We start from the raw sequence: 18,313 nt of genomic DNA on the forward strand, positions 1-18,313 counted from the left end.
CATGGCGACTATCGTTCTGCAGGCTGCCGGTGCCTTTCTCGGCGGCATTCTTGGGCCTGTCGGAGCCGCTCTGGGTTCCGCAGCCGGCGCGATGGCCGGCTATATGCTCGATCGCAGCCTGTTGCAGAGCCTTCAGCATGTGGAAGGGCCGCGACTGAGCTCGATGCGCCCGTTCATGGCGGAGGAAGGCGCGCCGGTCGCGCGCGTTTACGGCACAGTGCGAACCGGCGGCAACGTCATCTGGGCAACACGCTTCGAGGAAAGCAGCCAGTCGCGGCGCGAGGGCGCCAAGGGTGGGCCGAAGGTGACCACTTATACCTACTTTGCCAATGTGGCATTCGCGCTGTGCGAGGGCGAGATCAGCGGTGTGCGCCGTGTATGGGCGGATGGGAAGGAGCTGGACCTCGAGCAGATTACGATGCGCATCTATCGAGGGAGCGAGGACCAGCCGGTCGACCCGCTGATCGCTGCAAAGCAGGGCGAGGGCAATGCGCCCGCCTATCGCGGCATGGCTTGTGTGGTCTTCGAGCGGTTTCCGTTGGCCGAATACGGCAATCGCATTCCGCAATTCCAGTTCGAGGTTATGCGGGCGACGGGTTCGTTGAACGACAAGGTAAAGGCGGTCGTGCTGCTGCCCGGTTCAACCGAATATGGCCTGCTGCCGCGCGCCGTCACCCGCGCGCCTCGGCCGGGCGTGACGGAGCAGATCAACAGGAACATGCTCCAGGGCGCATCGGACCTTGTGGCGTCGCTGGACGAATTGCAGGCGCTGTGTCCGAATCTCGAAGAGGTCGCCATCGTGGTCACCTGGTTCGGCAGCGATCTGCGCGCCGGTTCGTGCACGATCCGGCCGGCAGTCATGCACAGCGACACTCACGGCTATTCGGAACCGTGGAGCGTCGGAGGCATAACGCGCGCTGCTGCTACCACGGTGAGCTCGGTGGACGACCATGCATCGTTTGGCGGCACGCCGTCCGATCGCTCGGTCATCGAGTGCATCGGCGAGATCAGGAGTCGCGGCCTGCGGGCGATGCTCTATCCATTCGTCATGATGGACATCCCGCCGGAGAACACCCTCCCCAACCCGTATGGAGGAGAAAGCCAGCCCGCTTTTCCCTGGCGCGGGCGCATAACCTGTAACCCAGCGCCCGGCGCGGAAGGAAGCGTCGACAAGTCTGCCGGCGCACGCACGCAGGTGGCGTCCTTTTGCGGGAATGCGGACGTCGCCGATTTCGAGGTTCATGGCGGCGGGGTCGCGTATACGGGCGACGGCGGCGACTGGGGTTATCGCCGGCTGGTCCTGCACTACGCGCATCTCGCGGTTGCTGCTGGCGGTGTCGACGGGTTGCTGCTTGGATCGGAAATGCGCGGGCTGACGACGCTTCGTGACGAAGCGAATGCGTTTCCTTTCGTGGAAGCGCTTTGCCAGCTGGCCGGCGAGGTGCGGGATTTGCTCGGCCCCGAGGTGGCCATTACTTATGGGGCCGACTGGTCGGAATATTTCGGTCATCAGCCGGCCGACGGGTCCGGTGACGTATTCTTTCACCTCGATCAGCTGTGGTCGCACGAGGCAATAACCGCGGTTGGCATCGACAACTACATGCCGCTCTCCGACTGGCGCGACGAGGACTACGCCGGAGGCAATCCCGACGGGTTCCGCAGCCCTTACGATGCGGACGGATTGCGCGGGCAGATCGCCTCCGGGGAAGGGTATGACTGGTATTATGCCAGCAATGCTGCCCGTGCCGACCGACACCGGTCGCCGATTACGGACGGTGCTTACGGAAAACCCTGGGTCTTCCGGTTCAAGGACATCAGGTCGTGGTGGGAGAACCATCACTACAACCGGATCGGCGGCGTCGAAGCGGGCGTGCCGACGGACTGGCTACCGGGTTCGAAACCTGTCTGGTTCACGGAAATAGGGTGTCCAGCGGTCGACAAGGGGCCGAACCAGCCGAACGTGTTTCCCGACGCATTGTCGTCAGAGGCGGCGTTGCCGCATTTTTCATCGGGCGGGCGTTCGGATGACGCTCAGCGGCAGTTCCTGTTGGCGCATCTCGACCACTGGAATCCGGCCAGCGCCGTCTTCGATCCGGCGCAGAACCCTCTCTCGCCGATCTATGGCGGCCGGATGGTCGATGCGGATCGGCTGTATATCTGGGCCTGGGACGTGCGTCCTTTTCCTGCGTTTCCGGCGCATTCGGCGCTCTGGAAGGATGCGATCAACTGGCACAAGGGGCACTGGCTGAATGGCCGGCTTTCGGGCATTGCCCTGAGCGATCTGGTTCGGGCGATCCTGGCCGATCACGGGTTCACCAATGTCGACGCGACGCGCGTGAGTGGTACGCTTTCAGGCTACATGATCGAGGCGCCGACCACGGCGCGCGCAGCGCTTGAACCGCTGGCGGAATTGTGCGGCCTTGCCGTGCGCGACGAGGCCGGCACAATCCGCTTTCAAGATGCGAACGCGTTCGAGGGCGATTCCGTCAAGATCACAGAGATGATCGTTGAGGAACAGGCGGCTACGCTGGAGCGCGTCCGCCTTCCCGATCGCGAACTGGCGACGGAAGCGGAGCTCGCCTTCGCCGACCCGTTTCAGAGCTATCAGCCGGCGCTTGCGCGAGCCGCTTCGCCGGGTGCCGCCAAGGGCGGAAGCCGCGCGCTCAGCATTCCAGGGTGCCTCGAGATAGGGGCCGCATCCGCTTTGCTGGACGACTGGCTGGCACGACAGCGCAATGGAAGGGAGAGTATCGCATTTTCGGTGCCACCCGGACAGGTCGACATCGCTCCGGGGACGCTTATCTCAATGGCAGGCGAGACTGGCGAACGCGAGTATGTCGTAAACGAAGTGGAGATCGGCCTAAGCCGACGGGTTTCGGCATGGCAGGTCGTACGCTCCGCGCCGACGCCGTGGCATGTCACCAGCCTGGCAGGTGCCGACACGCGTCCGTCCGTTCCCGGGGCGCCCTATGTGGTTCTGCTGGATTTGCCGATGTTACCGGGTAGCACGACACCGGAAGACCAGTTCCGCGTTGCCGCCTACGCGTCACCATGGCGAACACAGGCAGCTTATGCCTCGCCGGAGGAAACCGGTTTCGCCCTTACCGCCAGCATCGCCGCACAGGCGACCATCGGCGAACTGGTGGAGGCGAAGGGGCAGGGGCCGGAAGGAAGACTGGACCATCACGGGGCGATCACTGTTGCCTTGTTCGATGGCGCGATGGCTAGCGTACCGACCCTTCAGCTTCTGAACGGCGCAAACATGGCCGCCATCCGCGCCGACAACGGCGTTTGGGAAATCGTCCAGTTCGGCGATGCGGAAGAAATAGCGCCATCGGTCTGGCGGCTGACCAGGCTGCTGCGCGGCCAGCAGGGAACCGGCGATGCGCTGGCTGTCGGCGTCTCCGCGGGCGCCCCGTTTGTTCTGCTGGACCACGCCGTCGTCAAGGCCGGTCTGCCGCCCGAGCACGCGGGGCTCGCCCTGAACTGGATGGTCGGACCAAGCGGCCAGGACTTTGGCGTGCCGACGCATGTCGGACTGGCAACGGCAGGCGGCATCAGGGCGCGGTTGCCTCTGGCGCCTGTGCATCTGCGCCTAGCCAGGCAATCCGGTGGCGATGCACTCGTCACATGGACAAGACGCGGCCGGATCGATGCCGATAGCTGGCTTTCCGAGGAGATACCGCTGGGCGAGGAATACGAACGCTACCGCGTCGAGGTGCGGGACACGGGTGGTGCAATGGTTCGCACGGCAGAAACGGCTGCCGCGAACTGGATCTACGACGCGGCGTGGATCGCTTCCGATCTTCCAGCCCTGCCGGCGGGCATCGAAATCACCGTCCGGCAGATCAGCGCTACGGCCGGGGCAGGGCTGCCGACGACCCGGGCGTTCCTGATTTTGTGAACCGGCTCGCAATAATCGCAATCAACAAGGAGAGTAGTGCATGGAAATCCGCAAACCGTGGTATCTTTCACGAACGATCTGGGCCGCGCTCGTAATGGTTGGCGCGACGACGGCTGGCGCGTTCGGGATATCGGTCGAGGAAGGCGAGACGCAGGCGATCGTCGACGCAATCCTGCAGGCCGTCGCCGCCGTCGCCGGGGTTGCCGCCATATTCGGGCGACTGGCCGCGACCACCCGGATCGACTGAACGGGCCATATAGCAATTGTTCATTCCGTGTTCAGCCGCGTTGGGTTAGAAACACGCCATGACCCAGTTCCGAACCCTTCTGCGTAAAGCGACCATCGGCATTTCGATGGCAGGCGTGTTCGCATCCTCCGTTGTGGCGGCACCCCTTGCGGTGCCGTCAGTGCCGGGCGCGCCCAATCTGGTTGTACCGGTGTCGGGCGACTGCTACGCCATCGGAATGCAACAGGCAGCCCAGGTAGGCGGCCAGCTTGCCCGGGCCACGCCGGAGGTGCGCGGAGGCCAGCAGGTCTGCGTGATCGTGGTGCTGATGCCAGCGCGGGATGGCCAGCGCCCGCGGCGCAATGAGATCGTCGTGCCGATGGGCTGAAGACAGAAGCCGGCAGCCACTTTGCCGGTATGCCCGAATCCGGCAATATCCGCCGAGGGTCAACTTTATCCGACAGGAAACCCCATGCGCATACTCGTGGTCGAGGACGACAAGGACCTTAACAGGCAGATCGCCGATGCGCTGACCGATTCCGGCTATGTGGTCGATCGCGCCTACGATGGCGAGGAAGGGCATTTCCTTGGCGATACCGAGCCCTACGATGCAGTGGTACTGGATATTGGGCTGCCGCAGATGGACGGTATCAGCGTGGTCGAGCGCTGGCGGCGCGACGGCCGTAAGATGCCGGTTCTGATCCTGACGGCGCGTGACCGCTGGAGTGACAAGGTTTCCGGCATTGACGCAGGCGCCGACGATTACGTCACCAAACCTTTCCACATAGAGGAAGTGCTGGCGCGGCTACGCGCGCTCATACGCCGCGCTGCCGGCCATGCGTCTTCCGAACTGAGCTGCGGCCCGCTGCGTCTCGACACCAAATCCTCCAAGGCGGACGTGAATGGCGTGCCGCTCAAGCTCACGTCCCACGAGTTCCGTCTGCTCGCCTATCTGATGCATCATATGGACGAGGTGGTGTCGCGCACCGAGCTGGTCGAGCATCTTTACGATCAGGATTTCGATCGCGATTCCAACACGATAGAAGTGTTTGTGGGCCGGTTGCGCAAGAAGATGGGTGTCGATCTCATCGAAACCGTGCGCGGCATGGGGTATCGCATGCGCGAGGTGCAGGATTGACCGGCGCGCGCGAGCGCAAGACCTGATCGGCGGGCGGCGATGTCATCGCTGAGGCGCCGGTTCAACTCCCTTACGTTTCGAGTCGTCGCCTTCTCGACTCTTTGGGCCGTGGTGGCGCTCGTTGTCATCTCGACAGTGATCTCCTCGCTTTTCCGGCAGGTCAGCGAACGCGGCTTCGAAAGCCTGCTGACGGCGCATCTCTTCAATCTCATCAGTTCCGTGGGCGTCGGCGACGGCGGCAGGCTGGAGGGAACGCCCAATCTGGGCGATCTGCGATTCACCGTGCCGCAATCGGGGTGGTACTGGTCGGTCGAGCCGGTATCCGGCGTCAGCGGTCAGCTCAGCTCGCTGTCGCTGACGAAGCCGGTTCCGTCACCGCCTTCGTCCCAGGTGCCGTTCAGCAGCGAATTCCAGCGCAGCTATGTCACCAACGGGCTGGGAGGGGAGACGATCGAGGTGTTCGAGAGCGAGTTCGTGCTCGACGGTGACAACAGCATCGCCCGCTTCCGCGTGATGGGTAATCGCACAGAACTTGAAGCCGACATCTCCGATTTCGAACATCGGCTATACCTTTACCTGACGATCTTCGGCGCCGGTATGATTGCAATCAACGCGCTGGCCATCATTGTCGGTCTCGATCCGTTACGGCGTGTGAGCCGATCGCTGGCCGAGATCAGGGCCGGCGCGGCGCAGAGGCTCGACGGCAACTTTCCGGTCGAAATCGCGCCTCTTGCCAACGAGACGAACGAACTCATCGAAAGCAACCGGCGCATCGTCGAGCGATCGCGGACGCAGGTGGGTAACCTCGCGCACTCTCTGAAAACACCTCTGGCCGTGCTGACGAATGAGGCGCGTGCCATCGGCGGCGCGAAAGGTGGGCTGATCGCGGACCAAGCCGCTTCCATGCGCCAGCAGGTGGAGCACTATCTCCAACGCGCCCGGATGGCCGCGCAACGCGACACGATCGTTTTCCGTACGCCGGTAAAAGCGACACTTGAGCGAATGGTCCGTGTCGTGGGCAAGCTCAACCCGCAGACGCGGCTGTTGACACACTTTCCGCAAGACGAGCTCGTATTCGCAGGCGAGCGGGAGGATCTGGAGGAGATTGTCGGAAATCTCCTCGAGAATGCGATGAAATGGGGTCGGAAGACGGTTTCTATTGGCCTGGAGGCGACGCCGGAAGAAGGCCAGCATCGCAGCTTCAGCCTGATCGTCGAGGATGACGGGCCTGGCATTCCCGAAGAGAAGACGCGCGACGCCCTCATCCGCGGGCGGCGGCTGGACGAAACGAAACCGGGTACGGGACTTGGTCTCGCCATCGTCGCTGATTTGGTCAAGGAGTATGGTGGCAGCCTTCAACTGTCCCGCTCGGAGCTGGGCGGGCTCAAAGTGTCGGTGGTGCTGCGTCGTGCCCAGGAATGATGCTTAAATTGCCGTCATGCCATTTATGCGCCAAAGTCGCAGGCAAGAAGGCTTGAACTGATGGCAGGCAGAGCCGATCTACCTGCCGGCGATAGCGGAAAGGCGTTCAAGGTTATGGGCTGGAAGACTGGCTTTGCAGGCCTGTTGGCGATGGCAGTTCTGTCGGCATGCTCGACGACGGGCGGCGGCTCCGGTTCGGTCGTGCAGGCCTTTGCAGAGGATAGCCGACCCGCCGAGAAACCTGTTGCCGCTGCAATCGTGGACGCCATGGGCGGTGGGTTGATTGGCGGCCAGATCGGTACCAATCTTGACCAGAGAGAGCGCCGCCGTGCGCTGGAGGCGGAATACAGGGCGCTGGAATACACGCCTGCCGGACAGGCCGTTGCATGGGGCAAGGAAGGTGGGCGCCGTTACGGCGAGGTCGTGGCCGGTTCGCCCTATCGTGTCGGCTCGCAGGATTGCCGACAGTATGTCCATACCGTCACCGTCGGCGGACAGGCGAATTCCGCGCGCGGAACAGCGTGCCGCAATCCGAACGGAAGCTGGACGCCGCTCGCGTAGGCTGTTGCGGGCGCAGGAACCGACAGTCGCCAAAAAGCCGCACGTGCCGGTCATTGGCTTGCCATGATGCAGCGGGTATCTGGGGTTCATGCTGTTCTGGATCGTTGCCGCACTTCTGACGCTGCTCGCCTGCCTGGCGATTCTTGTGCCGATGGTGCGCGTGAAGGCACACGCGAGCGCGGACTCGGATCACGACCTTGCGGTGTACCAGGACCAGCTCGCCGAGCTTGAGCGTGATGTTGGCCGTGGCGTGATCGGCGAGACCGAAGCGGAACAGGCCAGAGCCGAGATTGGCCGCCGCATACTGCGGATTGCAGGCGAGGGGCGGGGCACCGGCTCTTCGAAAAGTTCGAGAACAGGTCGAACGATTGCTACGCTCGCTATCCTCGCAGTGCCGCTGGCGAGTTGGGGTATCTACGCGGTTACCGGCTCGCCGGAGCTGCCGGGGCAGCCGCTGCAGGAGCGGCTCACCGCCAATCCCGCCGAAAACAGCATAGAGGAGCTGGTGGCGCGTGCGGAGGGGCATCTGACCGCCAATCCCGAGGATGGCCGGGGTTGGGACGTCCTTGCGCCAATCTACTATCGCATGGGGCGCTACAACGATTCCGTCGTCGCCTACCGCAATGCGATCCGCCTGCAGGGTTCGAGCGTAACCCGGGAGCTCGGGCTTGGTGAAGCGATCGCGGCCAATGCCGGCGGTACGATCACCGTCGAGGCGCAAGCCGCACTGGAAAGGGCCCTGGTGCTGGAGCCACAGAACCCGCAAGCGCAATTCCTGCTGGCAACCGCTATGGCACAGGAAGGCAAATCCGCCGAAGCGTCGCAGGCTTGGCGATCGATGCTTGCGGGTTTGCCGACAAACTCGCCATGGCGCGGCGCGGTGGAACAATCGCTTGCCCGTCTGGGGGAGCAGCCGGCGATACCGGGACCCTCCGCAGAGGACGTCGAGGCCGCAGACTTGATGTCGGACAAAGACCGGGCTCAAATGATCGAGAATATGGTTGCAGGGCTCGACCAGCGTCTGCGCGACAATCCGCAAGACGCGGAAGGGTGGCAGCGGCTGGTGCAGTCCTATGTGGTTCTTGGCAGACTGGACGATGCACGCGACGCGCTTCAACGTGGACTTAACGCGCTGGGTCGGCCCAGTCAGCCGGCAGCGTCGCTTGAAACCTTCGCTGCCGAACGAGGCGTGACGCTGAACGGACAGGCGGAATGATGACGCGCAAACAGAAGCGACTTGCGGTGATCGGCGGGGCCATGGTCTTTCTCGCGCTGGCGTCCGGTCTGACGCTTTATGCGCTTGGCCAGAAGACTTCGTATTTCTACATGCCTGCCGAACTTGTCGCAGCGCAAATCGAGCCGGGCCAGCGGATCAGGCTCGGCGGGCTGGTCGAGAAAGGCACTGTTCTTCGCGGTGAGGGACAGGACATTTCGTTTTCGGTCACCGACCAGGTCGGTTCTGTCACGGTGGCCTATAGCGGCATCCTGCCCGATCTTTTTCGTGAGGAGCAGGGCGTCGTGACTGAAGGAACACTGCGACAGGACGGTGTCTTCGTGGCTGATAGCGTCCTTGCGAAGCATGACGAGAATTATATGCCCAAGGAAGTGGCCGACGGCCTGAAGGCCACCGGCCTTTGGCAGGACGAGGACTAACGGAGGCGCTGAACGTTGATCGTTGAAACCGGCCACTTTGCGCTTGTGCTGGCTTTCGCGCTGGCGCTGGTTCAGTTCGCCGTTCCGCTGGTCGGCGCACGGACAGGCGATGCGCGGCTGATGGCGGTCGGCGGCCCGGCTGCTGTCGCCGGGTTTGCGCTGGTGGTGCTGTCCTTCTTCGCCTTGACGGCAGCCTACGTGCAGTCGGACTTTTCGGTTGCCAATGTCTGGGAGAATTCCCATTCGCTGAAGCCGATGCTCTACAAGGTGACCGGCGTCTGGGGCAATCACGAGGGCTCCATGTTGCTGTGGGTCCTTATCCTCACCTTCTTCGGCGCGCTCGTGGCATGGTTCAGCGGCAATCTTCCCGCGACGCTTCGGGCGAACGTGCTATCGATACAGGGCCTGATCGGGGCGGCATTTCTCCTTTTCATCCTCGCCACTTCCAATCCATTTGCCCGGATCAACCCGGCTCCGATCGAGGGACGCGACCTCAATCCCATTCTGCAGGACATCGGTCTGGCTGTGCATCCGCCGCTGCTTTACCTGGGATATGTCGGCTTTTCCGTCTGCTTTTCCTTCGCGGTTGCCGCCCTAATCGAGGGTAGGATCGATGCGGCGTGGGCGCGCTGGGTTCGCCCCTGGACGCTTGCCGCGTGGATATTCCTGACCGGCGGTATCGCGATGGGCTCCTATTGGGCCTACTACGAATTGGGTTGGGGAGGATGGTGGTTCTGGGATCCCGTCGAGAACGCGTCGTTCCTGCCGTGGTTGTCGGGAACGGCGTTGCTTCATTCGGCCATCGTCATGGAAAAGCGTTCGGCATTGAAGATCTGGACGCTGCTGCTCGCGATCCTGACCTTCTCGCTGTCGTTGCTCGGTACGTTTCTTGTACGCTCCGGCGTGCTCACCTCGGTTCACGCCTTCGCGACCGACCCATCGCGTGGCCTGTTCATCCTCGCCATCCTGGTGTTCTTCATTGGCGGTTCGCTGAGCCTGTTTGCACTGCGCGCGTCGTCGCTGACGCAGGGCGGGCTTTTCCAACCGATCTCCCGCGAGGGTGCGCTGGTCCTCAACAACCTGTTTCTGACGACCGCAACCGCAACCGTGCTGATCGGCACGCTCTATCCGCTGCTTGTTGAAGCAGTGACGGGCGACAAGATTTCGGTCGGCGCGCCGTTCTTCAATATGACATTCGTGCCGCTGGTTGTGCCGTTGTTGCTGGCGGTGCCGTTTGGGCCTTTGCTTGCCTGGAAGCGCGGCGATCTTGCTGGCGTCGCCCAGCGTCTCTTTGGAACTGCCGGCGGCGCATTGCTGGCCGTGATGATCGCGCTTTTCTTCATTGACGGTACCGGCGTACTGGCTGCCCTCGGCATCGGCCTGGCTGTGTGGCTTATGCTGGGTGCGGTCACGGATCTCGCGCTCAAGGCGGGTATCGGCAATGTCGGCGCCAGGGTGGCCGTTCGCAGGTTTGTCGGCCTGCCGCGCTCTGTCTTTGGCACGGCCCTCGCGCATTTCGGCCTTGGCATTACGACGCTGGGCATCGTTGCCGTCACCTCGCTTGAAATTGAAGAGATCGCAGTCATGCGTCCGGGCGACACTCTGACGGCTGCTGGATACACGCTGCGTTTCGAGGAAATTTCTCCCTACAGGGGCCCGAACTATACGGAAGATCAGGGCCGCTTTGTCTATTTCGATGCCGCTGGCCGGCGGGTCGGTGAAATCGTGTCCTCAAAGCGCTTGTACACCGCCCGCCAGATGCCGACGACCGAGGCGGGCATAGCAACACGTGGTTTCAGTCAGCTCTACGTGTCGTTGGGCGATCCAACCGCCGACGGCGGTGTGGTCGTGCGGGTGTGGTGGAAGCCGCTCGTTCTGCTGATCTGGCTTGGCGGCGTGGTCATGATGGCCGGTGGTACCGTCTCGCTTCTCGATCGTCGATTGCGTATCGGTGCCCCAGCGGCCCGTCGCGAGCGCGTTGCCCGTCCGGCCGAGGCCGCGGCTGAATGAAGCGCTTCCTGACGACACTTATCTTTTGTGCTGCGCTGGCGATGCCGGCCTTCGCCGTGCAACCGTCCGAGGTGCTGGATGATCCGGTCCTTGAGAAGCGGGCCCGCGACCTTTCAGCAGGCTTGCGGTGCATGGTCTGCCAGAACCAGTCTATCGATGACTCCGATGCCGAACTGGCTCGCGATCTGCGCGTGCTGGTACGAGAGCGTTTGGTTGCCGGCGAGACCGACGAACAAGTGATCGATTACGTTGTTTCGCGCTATGGCGAATTTGTCCTGCTCAGGCCCCGCTTCAGCATGCGCAACGCAATGCTATGGGCTACGCCCGCAATACTGCTTCTGCTAGGCGGCGGCGCATTGATGATCTACGCCTCACGGCGGCGGCGTGTGGCGCCGTCGACCCTGAGCGACGAGGAAGAAAGCCGCCTTCGTGACATCCTGAAGGGCTCTGAATAGTCTGCCAGCGGCAGGGTCGTCGGCAATATTACCAAAGTTTCATGTGCCGGAAAGAGCGCCGTAAGGTTGGCGGTCCTATCTGTGTATCCAGCGATGCGAGCCATCCGCATCCAAGAGGATTTCACAAAGGATTCCATAGTCATGGCAAACAGCACCAATACCGGGTCGAAAACCCGCAAGCGTCTCCTGGCAACAGCAGCTTCCGTCGCTCTCGCCGGAGCGATCGGCCTCGGCGCAGTCGCGTCCGGCACCGTGCCGGTCATGGCCGAAGCCGTCCGTGTTGAGGGCGTTCAGGCACCAAGCTTCGCCGATGTCGTAGAGCAGGTCACGCCCGCTGTCGTCAGCGTGCGCGTACAGGCCAAGGTCGAGCCCGTCTCCGACCGTGGCGACGGCAACTTCTCTTTCGATATGCCGGGTTTCGAGGACCTTCCTCGCGATCATCCCCTGTATCGCTTCTTCCGCGACTTCCGTGGCGATCGCGACTGGCGCAATGACGGCGGCCAGCGCGGCGAGCGTTTCGACCGTCGCGAACGTCGGGAACGCGCACGTCCCGTTTCGCAGGGCTCGGGCTTCTTCATCTCGGAAGACGGCTTCCTCGTCACCAACAATCATGTCGTCGAGGGTGGTTCCACCTTCACCGTGGTAATGGATGACGGCGAGGAGCTGGATGCCCGGCTTGTAGGGACCGACCCGCGAACCGACCTGGCAGTGCTCAAGGTCGAGGAAGCACGCAAATTCACCTATGTGAGCTTCGCCGATGACGAAAAGGTCCGCGTCGGCGACTGGGTCGTCGCCGTTGGCAACCCGTTCGGCCTTGGCGGCACCGTCACGGCAGGCATCGTTTCGGCACGCGGCCGCGACATCGGCGCCGGTCCCTACGACGACTTCATCCAGATCGACGCTGCAGTCAATCGCGGCAACTCCGGTGGCCCCGCCTTCAATCTCTCGGGCCAGGTGGTCGGCATCAATACGGCAATCTTCTCCCCGTCCGGCGGCAATGTCGGTATCGCCTTTGCGATCCCCGCTTCGACTGCGCAGGACGTGGTGACGAGCCTGATGGAAAGCGGAGCCGTTCTGCGCGGATGGCTCGGCGTCCAGATTCAGCCGGTTACGCCAGAGATTGCTGAATCCATCGGCATGGAGAACGGGAAGGGCGCGCTGGTCTCCGACGCCCAGGCAGACGGCCCCGCGCGTGACGCCGGTATCCAGGCGGGCGATGTGATCACGGCGGTCAATGATCGCGAGGTTGCTTCGCCACGCGAGCTGGCGCGCATCGTCGCCAACTACGCGCCGGACACCAAGGTCGACGTGACGCTGTGGCGCGGCGGTTCCCAGCAGCAGGTGAGCGTTGAGCTCGGCAAGCTGCCAGGTGAGGACCAGCTGGCTTCGCGTGAGGCGGCGCCCGCACCCTCGTCCAACAATACTACGCTGGAGGATTTCGGCCTCACGGTGACGCGGGCCGAGGAGGGCGATGGCCTGGTCGTGACCGATGTCGAGGCTGGCAGCGCGGCTGCCGATCGCGGCATCCAGGCCGGAGACGTGATCGTCAGCGTCAATTCCATGGCGGTCAGCAATTCCGACGACGTCGCCAAGGCGGTGGCGGAAGCGGAGGGGGCCGGCCGCAAGGCTGTCCTCGTGCAGATCAGTCGTGATGAAGGCAATCGCTTCGTGGCGCTTCCCATTACCAGCGGCTGACGTCGTTCTCGTTCCGGCAGGCACATGTCCCCCGCCTGCCGGAAAGGGACCTTGGAGCCCCAAGCCTGCGTCTGGTTTTGGCAACGGGGTTCCGGCGGCGGCGGTCTTGAACGACCGTCGCCGCTTCGCCGTCTCGCCACGCCGTGTTTTTGCGTATAGTCGGCCCATGAAGATTCTTGTTATCGAAGACGACCGCGAAGCTGCCGAGTATCTTGAGAAGGCCCTCGGCGAGGCCGGTCACAACGCCCATGTCGCCGGCGACGGCGAAACCGGGTACACGCTCGCAGGCGACGGTGACTATGACGTGCTCGTGGTCGACCGGATGCTGCCGAAACGCGACGGGCTTTCCGTCATTGCGGGGTTGCGCGCACGCGGCGTGGAAACGCCCGTACTGATCCTCTCGGCGCTCGGCGAGGTCGACGACCGTGTCACCGGCCTGCGGGCAGGCGGTGATGACTATCTGACCAAGCCCTATGCGTTCAGCGAGCTTCTGGCGCGCATAGAGGTGCTCAGCCGCCGCGCCGGTACCAAGGACGTGGAAACCGTTTATCGGGCGGGTGATCTGGAGCTCGACCGCCTGTCCCACACCGTCAAGCGCGCGGGCAAGGAAATCGTTCTCCAGCCGCGTGAGTTTCGCCTGCTCGAATATCTGATGCGCCACGCGGGCCGCGTCGTCACGCGCACCATGCTGCTTGAGAATGTCTGGGACTATCATTTTGACCCGCAGACAAACGTTATCGACGTGCACGTGTCCCGCTTGCGCTCCAAGATAGAGAAGGGCTTCGATGCCCCTGTCCTGCATACGATCCGCGGCGCCGGCTACATGCTGAAGGCGGGATAACGTGGTGGCATTGACCGCGATCATGAAGACTACAGCGGCGCGGCTTTCTGCGCTGTTTCTTGTCCTGTTCGCGCTCTGTGCGACTGTGCTGGTCTTCTACATGTCGTCGCTGTCTGTGCGCATGTTGACGACGCAGACGCAGGAAACGGTCGCCGCCGAAGCGCAGGTGCTCGGGCGCGCCTATCAGCGCGGCGGACTTCCTCTGCTGGTCCGTTTCGTTGAGACGCGCTCGCGCCAGCCGGGCGCAAACCTCTATCTGGTGGCCGATCCCAACGGGCGCATTCTTTCCGGCAACGTTGAAAGCCTGGACCCCGGCGTGCTCGAAACGGATGGATGGACGGAGCAGGCATTCGAATATCGCCGGTTCGGCGTAAGGGGCACCGCTAACGGCGACGATCCTGTAGGTACGTCGCGGCTCGCGCACCGCGCGGTCGCGCTGGTGCTTCGCCTCCCCAACCAGATGATCCTTTTGGTGGGTCGCGATCTCGGCGAACCGGAGATCGTACGCGACATTATCAATCGCGCACTGATCGTCGCCTTTGGCATGATGGGCGTCGGCGCCCTGCTGATCTGGTTCTTCGTCGGCCGCCGCGCCCTGAAGCGCATCGATAACGTGTCTGAGGCAAGCCGCCGCATCATGGGCGGCGATCTGTCCGGTCGCCTGCCGGTGACCGGTTCCGGCGACGAATTCGACCGGCTTTCGGAAAACCTCAATGGGATGCTGGCGCGCATCGCCAAGCTCAACGACGGGCTTAAACAGGTTTCCGACAACATCGCCCATGATCTGAAGACACCGTTGACCCGGCTTCGCAACAGGGCTGAGGCAACGCTTTCAGGCAAGAAGACCGCCACCGAATACCGCGAGGCGCTAGAGGCGAACATAGCGGAGTCCGATCATCTGATCCGCACCTTCAACGCCATCCTGATGATCTCCCGGCTCGAGGCGGGCTATTCTGCGGAGCAGACCGGGCCGGTCGATCTGGCCGAGATTGTTGCAGATGTGGTCGAGCTCTACGAGCCGGTAGCCGAGGAGCAGGGTGTCATCCTCGAAGCAACGGTACCGAGTGCCGCGATCGTTCCGGCCAACCGCGAGCTCGTAGCGCAGGCTCTTTCCAACATTGTCGACAACGCGATCAAATATTCCGCCGGCAGCGGCGATGCGCCCAAGGTGGTGGTTTCACTGCTTCGCGAGGCCAACAGCGTGGTCATGGAGGTTGCCGACAACGGGCCGGGCATCGGGGAGGACGATCGTGAGCGGGTCACCGAACGGTTCGTGCGGCTGGAGCAAAGCCGGTCGCAGCCCGGATCCGGGCTTGGGCTGAGCCTCGCCAAGGCGGTGATGAAATTTCACGGCGGTGGGCTTGAACTTTCAGGCAGAAACCCCGGACTATCGGTGCGGATGGTCTTTCCGGGGGATTCGCGCAGGGCATGAGCAAGATCGAAACAGGCGAAGCATGGTTCGGCGCGCCCGTTGCAGCGCTTCAACCGCTAGACCCCGACAATGCCGCCGCCGAGCTGCGCGATCTCGCCGAGACAGCCGACGAACATGGCCTGAAACGACTGACGAAGCTGGCGGCGGCACAGAGTCCGCTCGCTTCGTTTCTCGGAACTGTCTTCGACCTGTCGCCCTTCATGCGCGACTGTGCTCGTCGCCGGCCTGAGGCGCTGGATGCATTGTTCGACCAGCCGCTGGACGAACGCCTCGATGCAGTTATCGACCGCATCGGTGGCTTGGGCCGTGCCGAGGATCAGAGCGAATCCGGCTTGATGGCCGAGCTGCGCGGCCTGAAGGGAGAGGCGCACTTCCTGATCGCGCTGGCCGACCTTGCGGGTGCGGCGGACGCGCAGATGACCGTTCGGCGGCTCAGCCGGCTGGCTGATAGCTGCGTTTCGGCAGCGGTCGACTTCCTGCTTTGCGATGCGCACCGCGCCGGCAAGATCGCGCTGCCGGACCCCGCCAATCCTGGCGTCGGCTCAGGCTGGATCGTGCTCGGCATGGGCAAGCTTGGCGCGTGCGAACTCAACTTCTCGTCGGACATCGACCTGATCGTGTTCTTCGAGCCCACGGCGGCCGCCATCGCCGATCCACTGGAAGCAACGGACCTCTTCTCGCGCCTGACGCGCCGGCTCGTCCGCATCCTGCAGGACCGCACCGAGCACGGCTACGTCTTCCGCACCGATCTGCGCCTGCGTCCAGATCCCGGCTCTACGCCGCTGGCGATCCCCGTCGAGGCTGCGCTTCACTATTACGAAAGCCGTGGCCAAAACTGGGAGCGCGCCGCGATGATCAAGGCGCGGCCGGTGGCAGGGGACCTGAAGGCCGGTGCCGCCGTGCTCAAGGAGCTGACCCCATACATCTGGCGCAAGTACATGGATTTTGCGGCCATTGCCGATGTCCATTCCATCAAACGCCAGATCCATGCGCACAAGGGTCATGGCGAAGTGGCGGTTAGGGGCCACAATGTGAAGCTCGGGCGCGGCGGCATCCGCGAGATCGAGTTTTTCGTGCAGACCCAGCAACTCATTGCCGGCGGCCGCTTCCACGAGCTGCGCGGCCGCGAAACGGTGGCGATGCTTGGCGAGTTGGCTGCGCGCGGCTGGATCACGCCGGAGGTGCGCGACGCCATGGCCGCCCAATACTGGTTCCTGCGTGACGTAGAGCATGCCATCCAGATGGTGGCCGACGAACAGACCCATAACCTGCCGGAAGACGACGAGGGACTGGAGCGCATCGCGCACATGTTGGGCTTCGAAGATGCCGAGGCGTTTTCAGCAACGTTCCGAGCCTCGCTTCATCTTGTGGAGAAGCATTACGCAGCTTTGTTCGAGACAGCGCCGGAACTGTCGCGCGGTGTCGGCAATCTGGTCTTCACCGGCGATGTCGATGATCCGGGTACGCTGGAAACGCTCCACGAACTCGGCTTCTCCCGGCCCAGCGACATCTGTCGGGTCATTCGCACCTGGCATTTCGGCCGCTACCGCGCCACCCAATCTGCCGAGGCGCGCGAACGCTTGACCGAGCTGACGCCGGCACTGCTCGAGACCTTCGGGCGCACGAGGCGCGCGGACGAAGCGTTACTGCGCTTCGACGAGTTTCTCTCCGGCCTGCCCGCCGGCATCCAGCTCTTTTCGCTGCTGCAGTCGAACCCCGCCTTGCTAGATCTGATCGCGACGATAATGGGGGCGGCCCCCCGGCTTGCAGCGATCATCACGCGCAGGCCGCATGTGTTCGACGGGCTGCTCGACCCGGGACTGATGTCGGAGCTGCCCAACAAGGCTTATCTGGCGAGCCGGCTCGAGGCTTTCCTGCAAGGCGCCGACCTGCACGAGGAAAAGCTTGACCGGCTGCGCATCTTCGCTGCCGAGCAGAAATTCCTGATCGGCGTGCGCCTGCTGACCGGTGCGATCGACGCGGTGCGCGCCGGCAAGGCGTTCTCGGATCTCGCCGACCTCTCCATCGGCGCGGCGCTGGAGGCGGTGAAGGACGAGTTCGCTCTGCGGCACGGGCACGTGTCAGGCGGGCAGGTGGCAATCCTCGGCATGGGCAAGCTGGGCAGCCGTGAACTCACGGCAGGCTCCGATGTCGACCTGATCCTTCTTTACGATCACGACCCGAAAGCCGACGAGTCAGACGGCGAGAAGGGCCTGGCGCCTTCGCACTACTATGCACGGCTGACGCAACGGCTAATCGCGGCCGTTTCCGCACCGACAGCGGAAGGCGTGCTCTATGAACTTGATCTGCGCCTGCGCCCCTCTGGCAACAAGGGGCCGGTTGCCACCCATATCGAGGCCTTCCGGAAATACCAGCGCGAAGAGGCGTGGACCTGGGAGCATATGGCTTTGACGCGCGCCCGGCCGGTAGCCGGCGATGCCGAATTCTGCGACGCTGTCGAGGCGGAGGTGGCCGAAATCCTCGACCATCCGCACGACCGGGCAAAGGTGTTTCGCGATGCCGTCGAGATGCGCGAGACGATCGCGCAGGAAAAGCCCGCGCGCGACATCTGGGATTTGAAGCTGATCCCCGGTGGCCAGATCGATCTGGAGTTCATCGCGCAATGCGCACGCCTTACGGATAACATCGAGCCCGATCGATGGCCGCCGACGTCGACCGGTGACGGTCTGGCCAGGCTGACTCCCGCCTTTTGCGATGCGCAGACGCGTGAGGAGTTGCAGGCGGCCTATGGGCTCTACCTGTCGCTGACGCAGATCATCCGGCTTTGCCTGACAGGTCCGTTCGAGCCCGAAGATGTGCCGCCGGGTCTTGCCGATCTGCTCCTACGTAGCACTGATCTTCCTGAACTTTCAGTGCTGGAAGCGCATATCAAGGAGACCTCGAAGCGCGTCGAAGGGCATTTCAGGACGCTGCTGAGCGCGGGCTGACGTAAAGAGCTCCGGCTGGCGTGCCGCT

The 18,313-nt window shown here is 63.3% G+C and carries 14 protein-coding genes; all 14 read left to right on the plus strand.

The genetic code is table 11. The annotated features are described in order from the left end of the window. Nucleotide 1: 1 nt before the first annotated feature. The 14 genes from V1479_RS09105 to V1479_RS09170 all read left to right on the plus strand — a co-directional run bounded on the left by V1479_RS09105 (nucleotide 2) and on the right by V1479_RS09170 (nucleotide 18,285). Entirely contained in the window at nucleotides 2-3,904 is a 3,903-nt protein-coding gene (locus V1479_RS09105) for a baseplate multidomain protein megatron (RefSeq protein ID WP_368802627.1), read from the plus strand. Nucleotides 3,905-3,944: 40 nt separating this feature from the next. Next, nucleotides 3,945-4,151, plus strand: coding sequence for a hypothetical protein (locus V1479_RS09110; RefSeq protein ID WP_368802628.1), 207 nt, complete (start codon nucleotides 3,945-3,947; stop codon nucleotides 4,149-4,151). A 58-nt stretch (nucleotides 4,152-4,209) separates the two neighbouring features. Further along, nucleotides 4,210-4,518: a hypothetical protein gene (locus V1479_RS09115; RefSeq protein WP_173190290.1), complete on the plus strand. Its 309-nt coding sequence runs from the start codon at nucleotides 4,210-4,212 to the stop codon at nucleotides 4,516-4,518. Nucleotides 4,519-4,602: 84 nt separating this feature from the next. Beyond that, nucleotides 4,603-5,268 (plus strand): response regulator transcription factor, encoded by a 666-nt coding sequence (locus V1479_RS09120; protein WP_173190292.1) that lies wholly within the window; start codon nucleotides 4,603-4,605, stop codon nucleotides 5,266-5,268. Between the two features lie 39 nt (nucleotides 5,269-5,307). After that, nucleotides 5,308-6,690 carry an ATP-binding protein gene (locus tag V1479_RS09125; RefSeq protein ID WP_173190294.1) on the plus strand — a complete coding sequence of 461 codons (1,383 nt, stop codon included), beginning with the start codon at nucleotides 5,308-5,310 and terminating at the stop codon, nucleotides 6,688-6,690. Nucleotides 6,691-6,750: 60 nt separating this feature from the next. Further along, a complete protein-coding gene (locus V1479_RS09130) occupies nucleotides 6,751-7,251 on the plus strand; it encodes an RT0821/Lpp0805 family surface protein (RefSeq protein WP_244648925.1) in 501 nt (166 codons plus the stop codon). Between the two features lie 88 nt (nucleotides 7,252-7,339). Next, the gene (gene ccmI / locus V1479_RS09135; protein ID WP_368802629.1) at nucleotides 7,340-8,467 is read left to right on the plus strand and encodes a c-type cytochrome biogenesis protein CcmI; all 1,128 of its coding nucleotides are present in this window, start codon (nucleotides 7,340-7,342) and stop codon (nucleotides 8,465-8,467) included. Continuing rightward, nucleotides 8,467-8,904 (plus strand): cytochrome c maturation protein CcmE, encoded by a 438-nt coding sequence (ccmE, locus tag V1479_RS09140; protein WP_173193417.1) that lies wholly within the window; start codon nucleotides 8,467-8,469, stop codon nucleotides 8,902-8,904. The genes ccmI and ccmE overlap by 1 nt, the downstream gene beginning before the upstream one ends. An 18-nt stretch (nucleotides 8,905-8,922) precedes the next feature. Then, complete coding sequence (locus tag V1479_RS09145) at nucleotides 8,923-10,914, plus strand: heme lyase CcmF/NrfE family subunit (RefSeq protein WP_368802851.1); 1,992 nt, start codon at nucleotides 8,923-8,925, stop codon at nucleotides 10,912-10,914. Continuing rightward, on the plus strand, nucleotides 10,911-11,369 hold the full coding sequence (locus tag V1479_RS09150; RefSeq protein ID WP_173190298.1) for a cytochrome c-type biogenesis protein: 459 nt from the start codon (nucleotides 10,911-10,913) through the stop codon (nucleotides 11,367-11,369). The genes V1479_RS09145 and V1479_RS09150 overlap by 4 nt, the downstream gene beginning before the upstream one ends. Nucleotides 11,370-11,510: 141 nt before the next feature. Next, on the plus strand, nucleotides 11,511-13,064 hold the full coding sequence (locus tag V1479_RS09155) for a Do family serine endopeptidase (protein ID WP_173190300.1): 1,554 nt from the start codon (nucleotides 11,511-11,513) through the stop codon (nucleotides 13,062-13,064). A 166-nt stretch (nucleotides 13,065-13,230) separates the two neighbouring features. Continuing rightward, nucleotides 13,231-13,905 carry a response regulator transcription factor gene (locus V1479_RS09160; RefSeq protein WP_173190302.1) on the plus strand — a complete coding sequence of 225 codons (675 nt, stop codon included), beginning with the start codon at nucleotides 13,231-13,233 and terminating at the stop codon, nucleotides 13,903-13,905. Nucleotides 13,906-13,927: 22 nt separating this feature from the next. Further along, nucleotides 13,928-15,337 carry a sensor histidine kinase gene (locus tag V1479_RS09165; protein WP_368802852.1) on the plus strand — a complete coding sequence of 470 codons (1,410 nt, stop codon included), beginning with the start codon at nucleotides 13,928-13,930 and terminating at the stop codon, nucleotides 15,335-15,337. Continuing rightward, a complete protein-coding gene (locus V1479_RS09170; protein WP_368802630.1) occupies nucleotides 15,334-18,285 on the plus strand; it encodes a bifunctional [glutamine synthetase] adenylyltransferase/[glutamine synthetase]-adenylyl-L-tyrosine phosphorylase in 2,952 nt (983 codons plus the stop codon). Before V1479_RS09165 ends, V1479_RS09170 begins: the two co-directional genes overlap by 4 nt. The last annotated feature ends 28 nt before the right edge of the window (nucleotides 18,286-18,313 follow it).

Origin of the sequence: Neoaquamicrobium sediminum (assembly GCF_040970315.1) — a bacterium.
GTDB lineage: Bacteria > Pseudomonadota > Alphaproteobacteria > Rhizobiales > Rhizobiaceae > Aerobium > Aerobium sediminum.

Coding starts and splice junctions, on each gene's coding strand:
- V1479_RS09165 (WP_368802852.1), top strand. CDS start 13,928: ATGAAGACTACAGCGGCGCGGCTTTCTGCGCTGTTTCTTGTCCTGTTC.
- V1479_RS09150 (WP_173190298.1), top strand. CDS start 10,911: ATGAAGCGCTTCCTGACGACACTTATCTTTTGTGCTGCGCTGGCGATG.
- V1479_RS09115 (WP_173190290.1), top strand. CDS start 4,210: ATGACCCAGTTCCGAACCCTTCTGCGTAAAGCGACCATCGGCATTTCG.
- V1479_RS09130 (WP_244648925.1), top strand. CDS start 6,751: ATGGCAGGCAGAGCCGATCTACCTGCCGGCGATAGCGGAAAGGCGTTC.
- V1479_RS09160 (WP_173190302.1), top strand. CDS start 13,231: ATGAAGATTCTTGTTATCGAAGACGACCGCGAAGCTGCCGAGTATCTT.
- V1479_RS09110 (WP_368802628.1), top strand. CDS start 3,945: ATGGAAATCCGCAAACCGTGGTATCTTTCACGAACGATCTGGGCCGCG.
- V1479_RS09170 (WP_368802630.1), top strand. CDS start 15,334: ATGAGCAAGATCGAAACAGGCGAAGCATGGTTCGGCGCGCCCGTTGCA.
- ccmI (WP_368802629.1), top strand. CDS start 7,340: ATGCTGTTCTGGATCGTTGCCGCACTTCTGACGCTGCTCGCCTGCCTG.
- ccmE (WP_173193417.1), top strand. CDS start 8,467: ATGACGCGCAAACAGAAGCGACTTGCGGTGATCGGCGGGGCCATGGTC.
- V1479_RS09120 (WP_173190292.1), top strand. CDS start 4,603: ATGCGCATACTCGTGGTCGAGGACGACAAGGACCTTAACAGGCAGATC.
- V1479_RS09125 (WP_173190294.1), top strand. CDS start 5,308: ATGTCATCGCTGAGGCGCCGGTTCAACTCCCTTACGTTTCGAGTCGTC.
- V1479_RS09155 (WP_173190300.1), top strand. CDS start 11,511: ATGGCAAACAGCACCAATACCGGGTCGAAAACCCGCAAGCGTCTCCTG.
- V1479_RS09105 (WP_368802627.1), top strand. CDS start 2: ATGGCGACTATCGTTCTGCAGGCTGCCGGTGCCTTTCTCGGCGGCATT.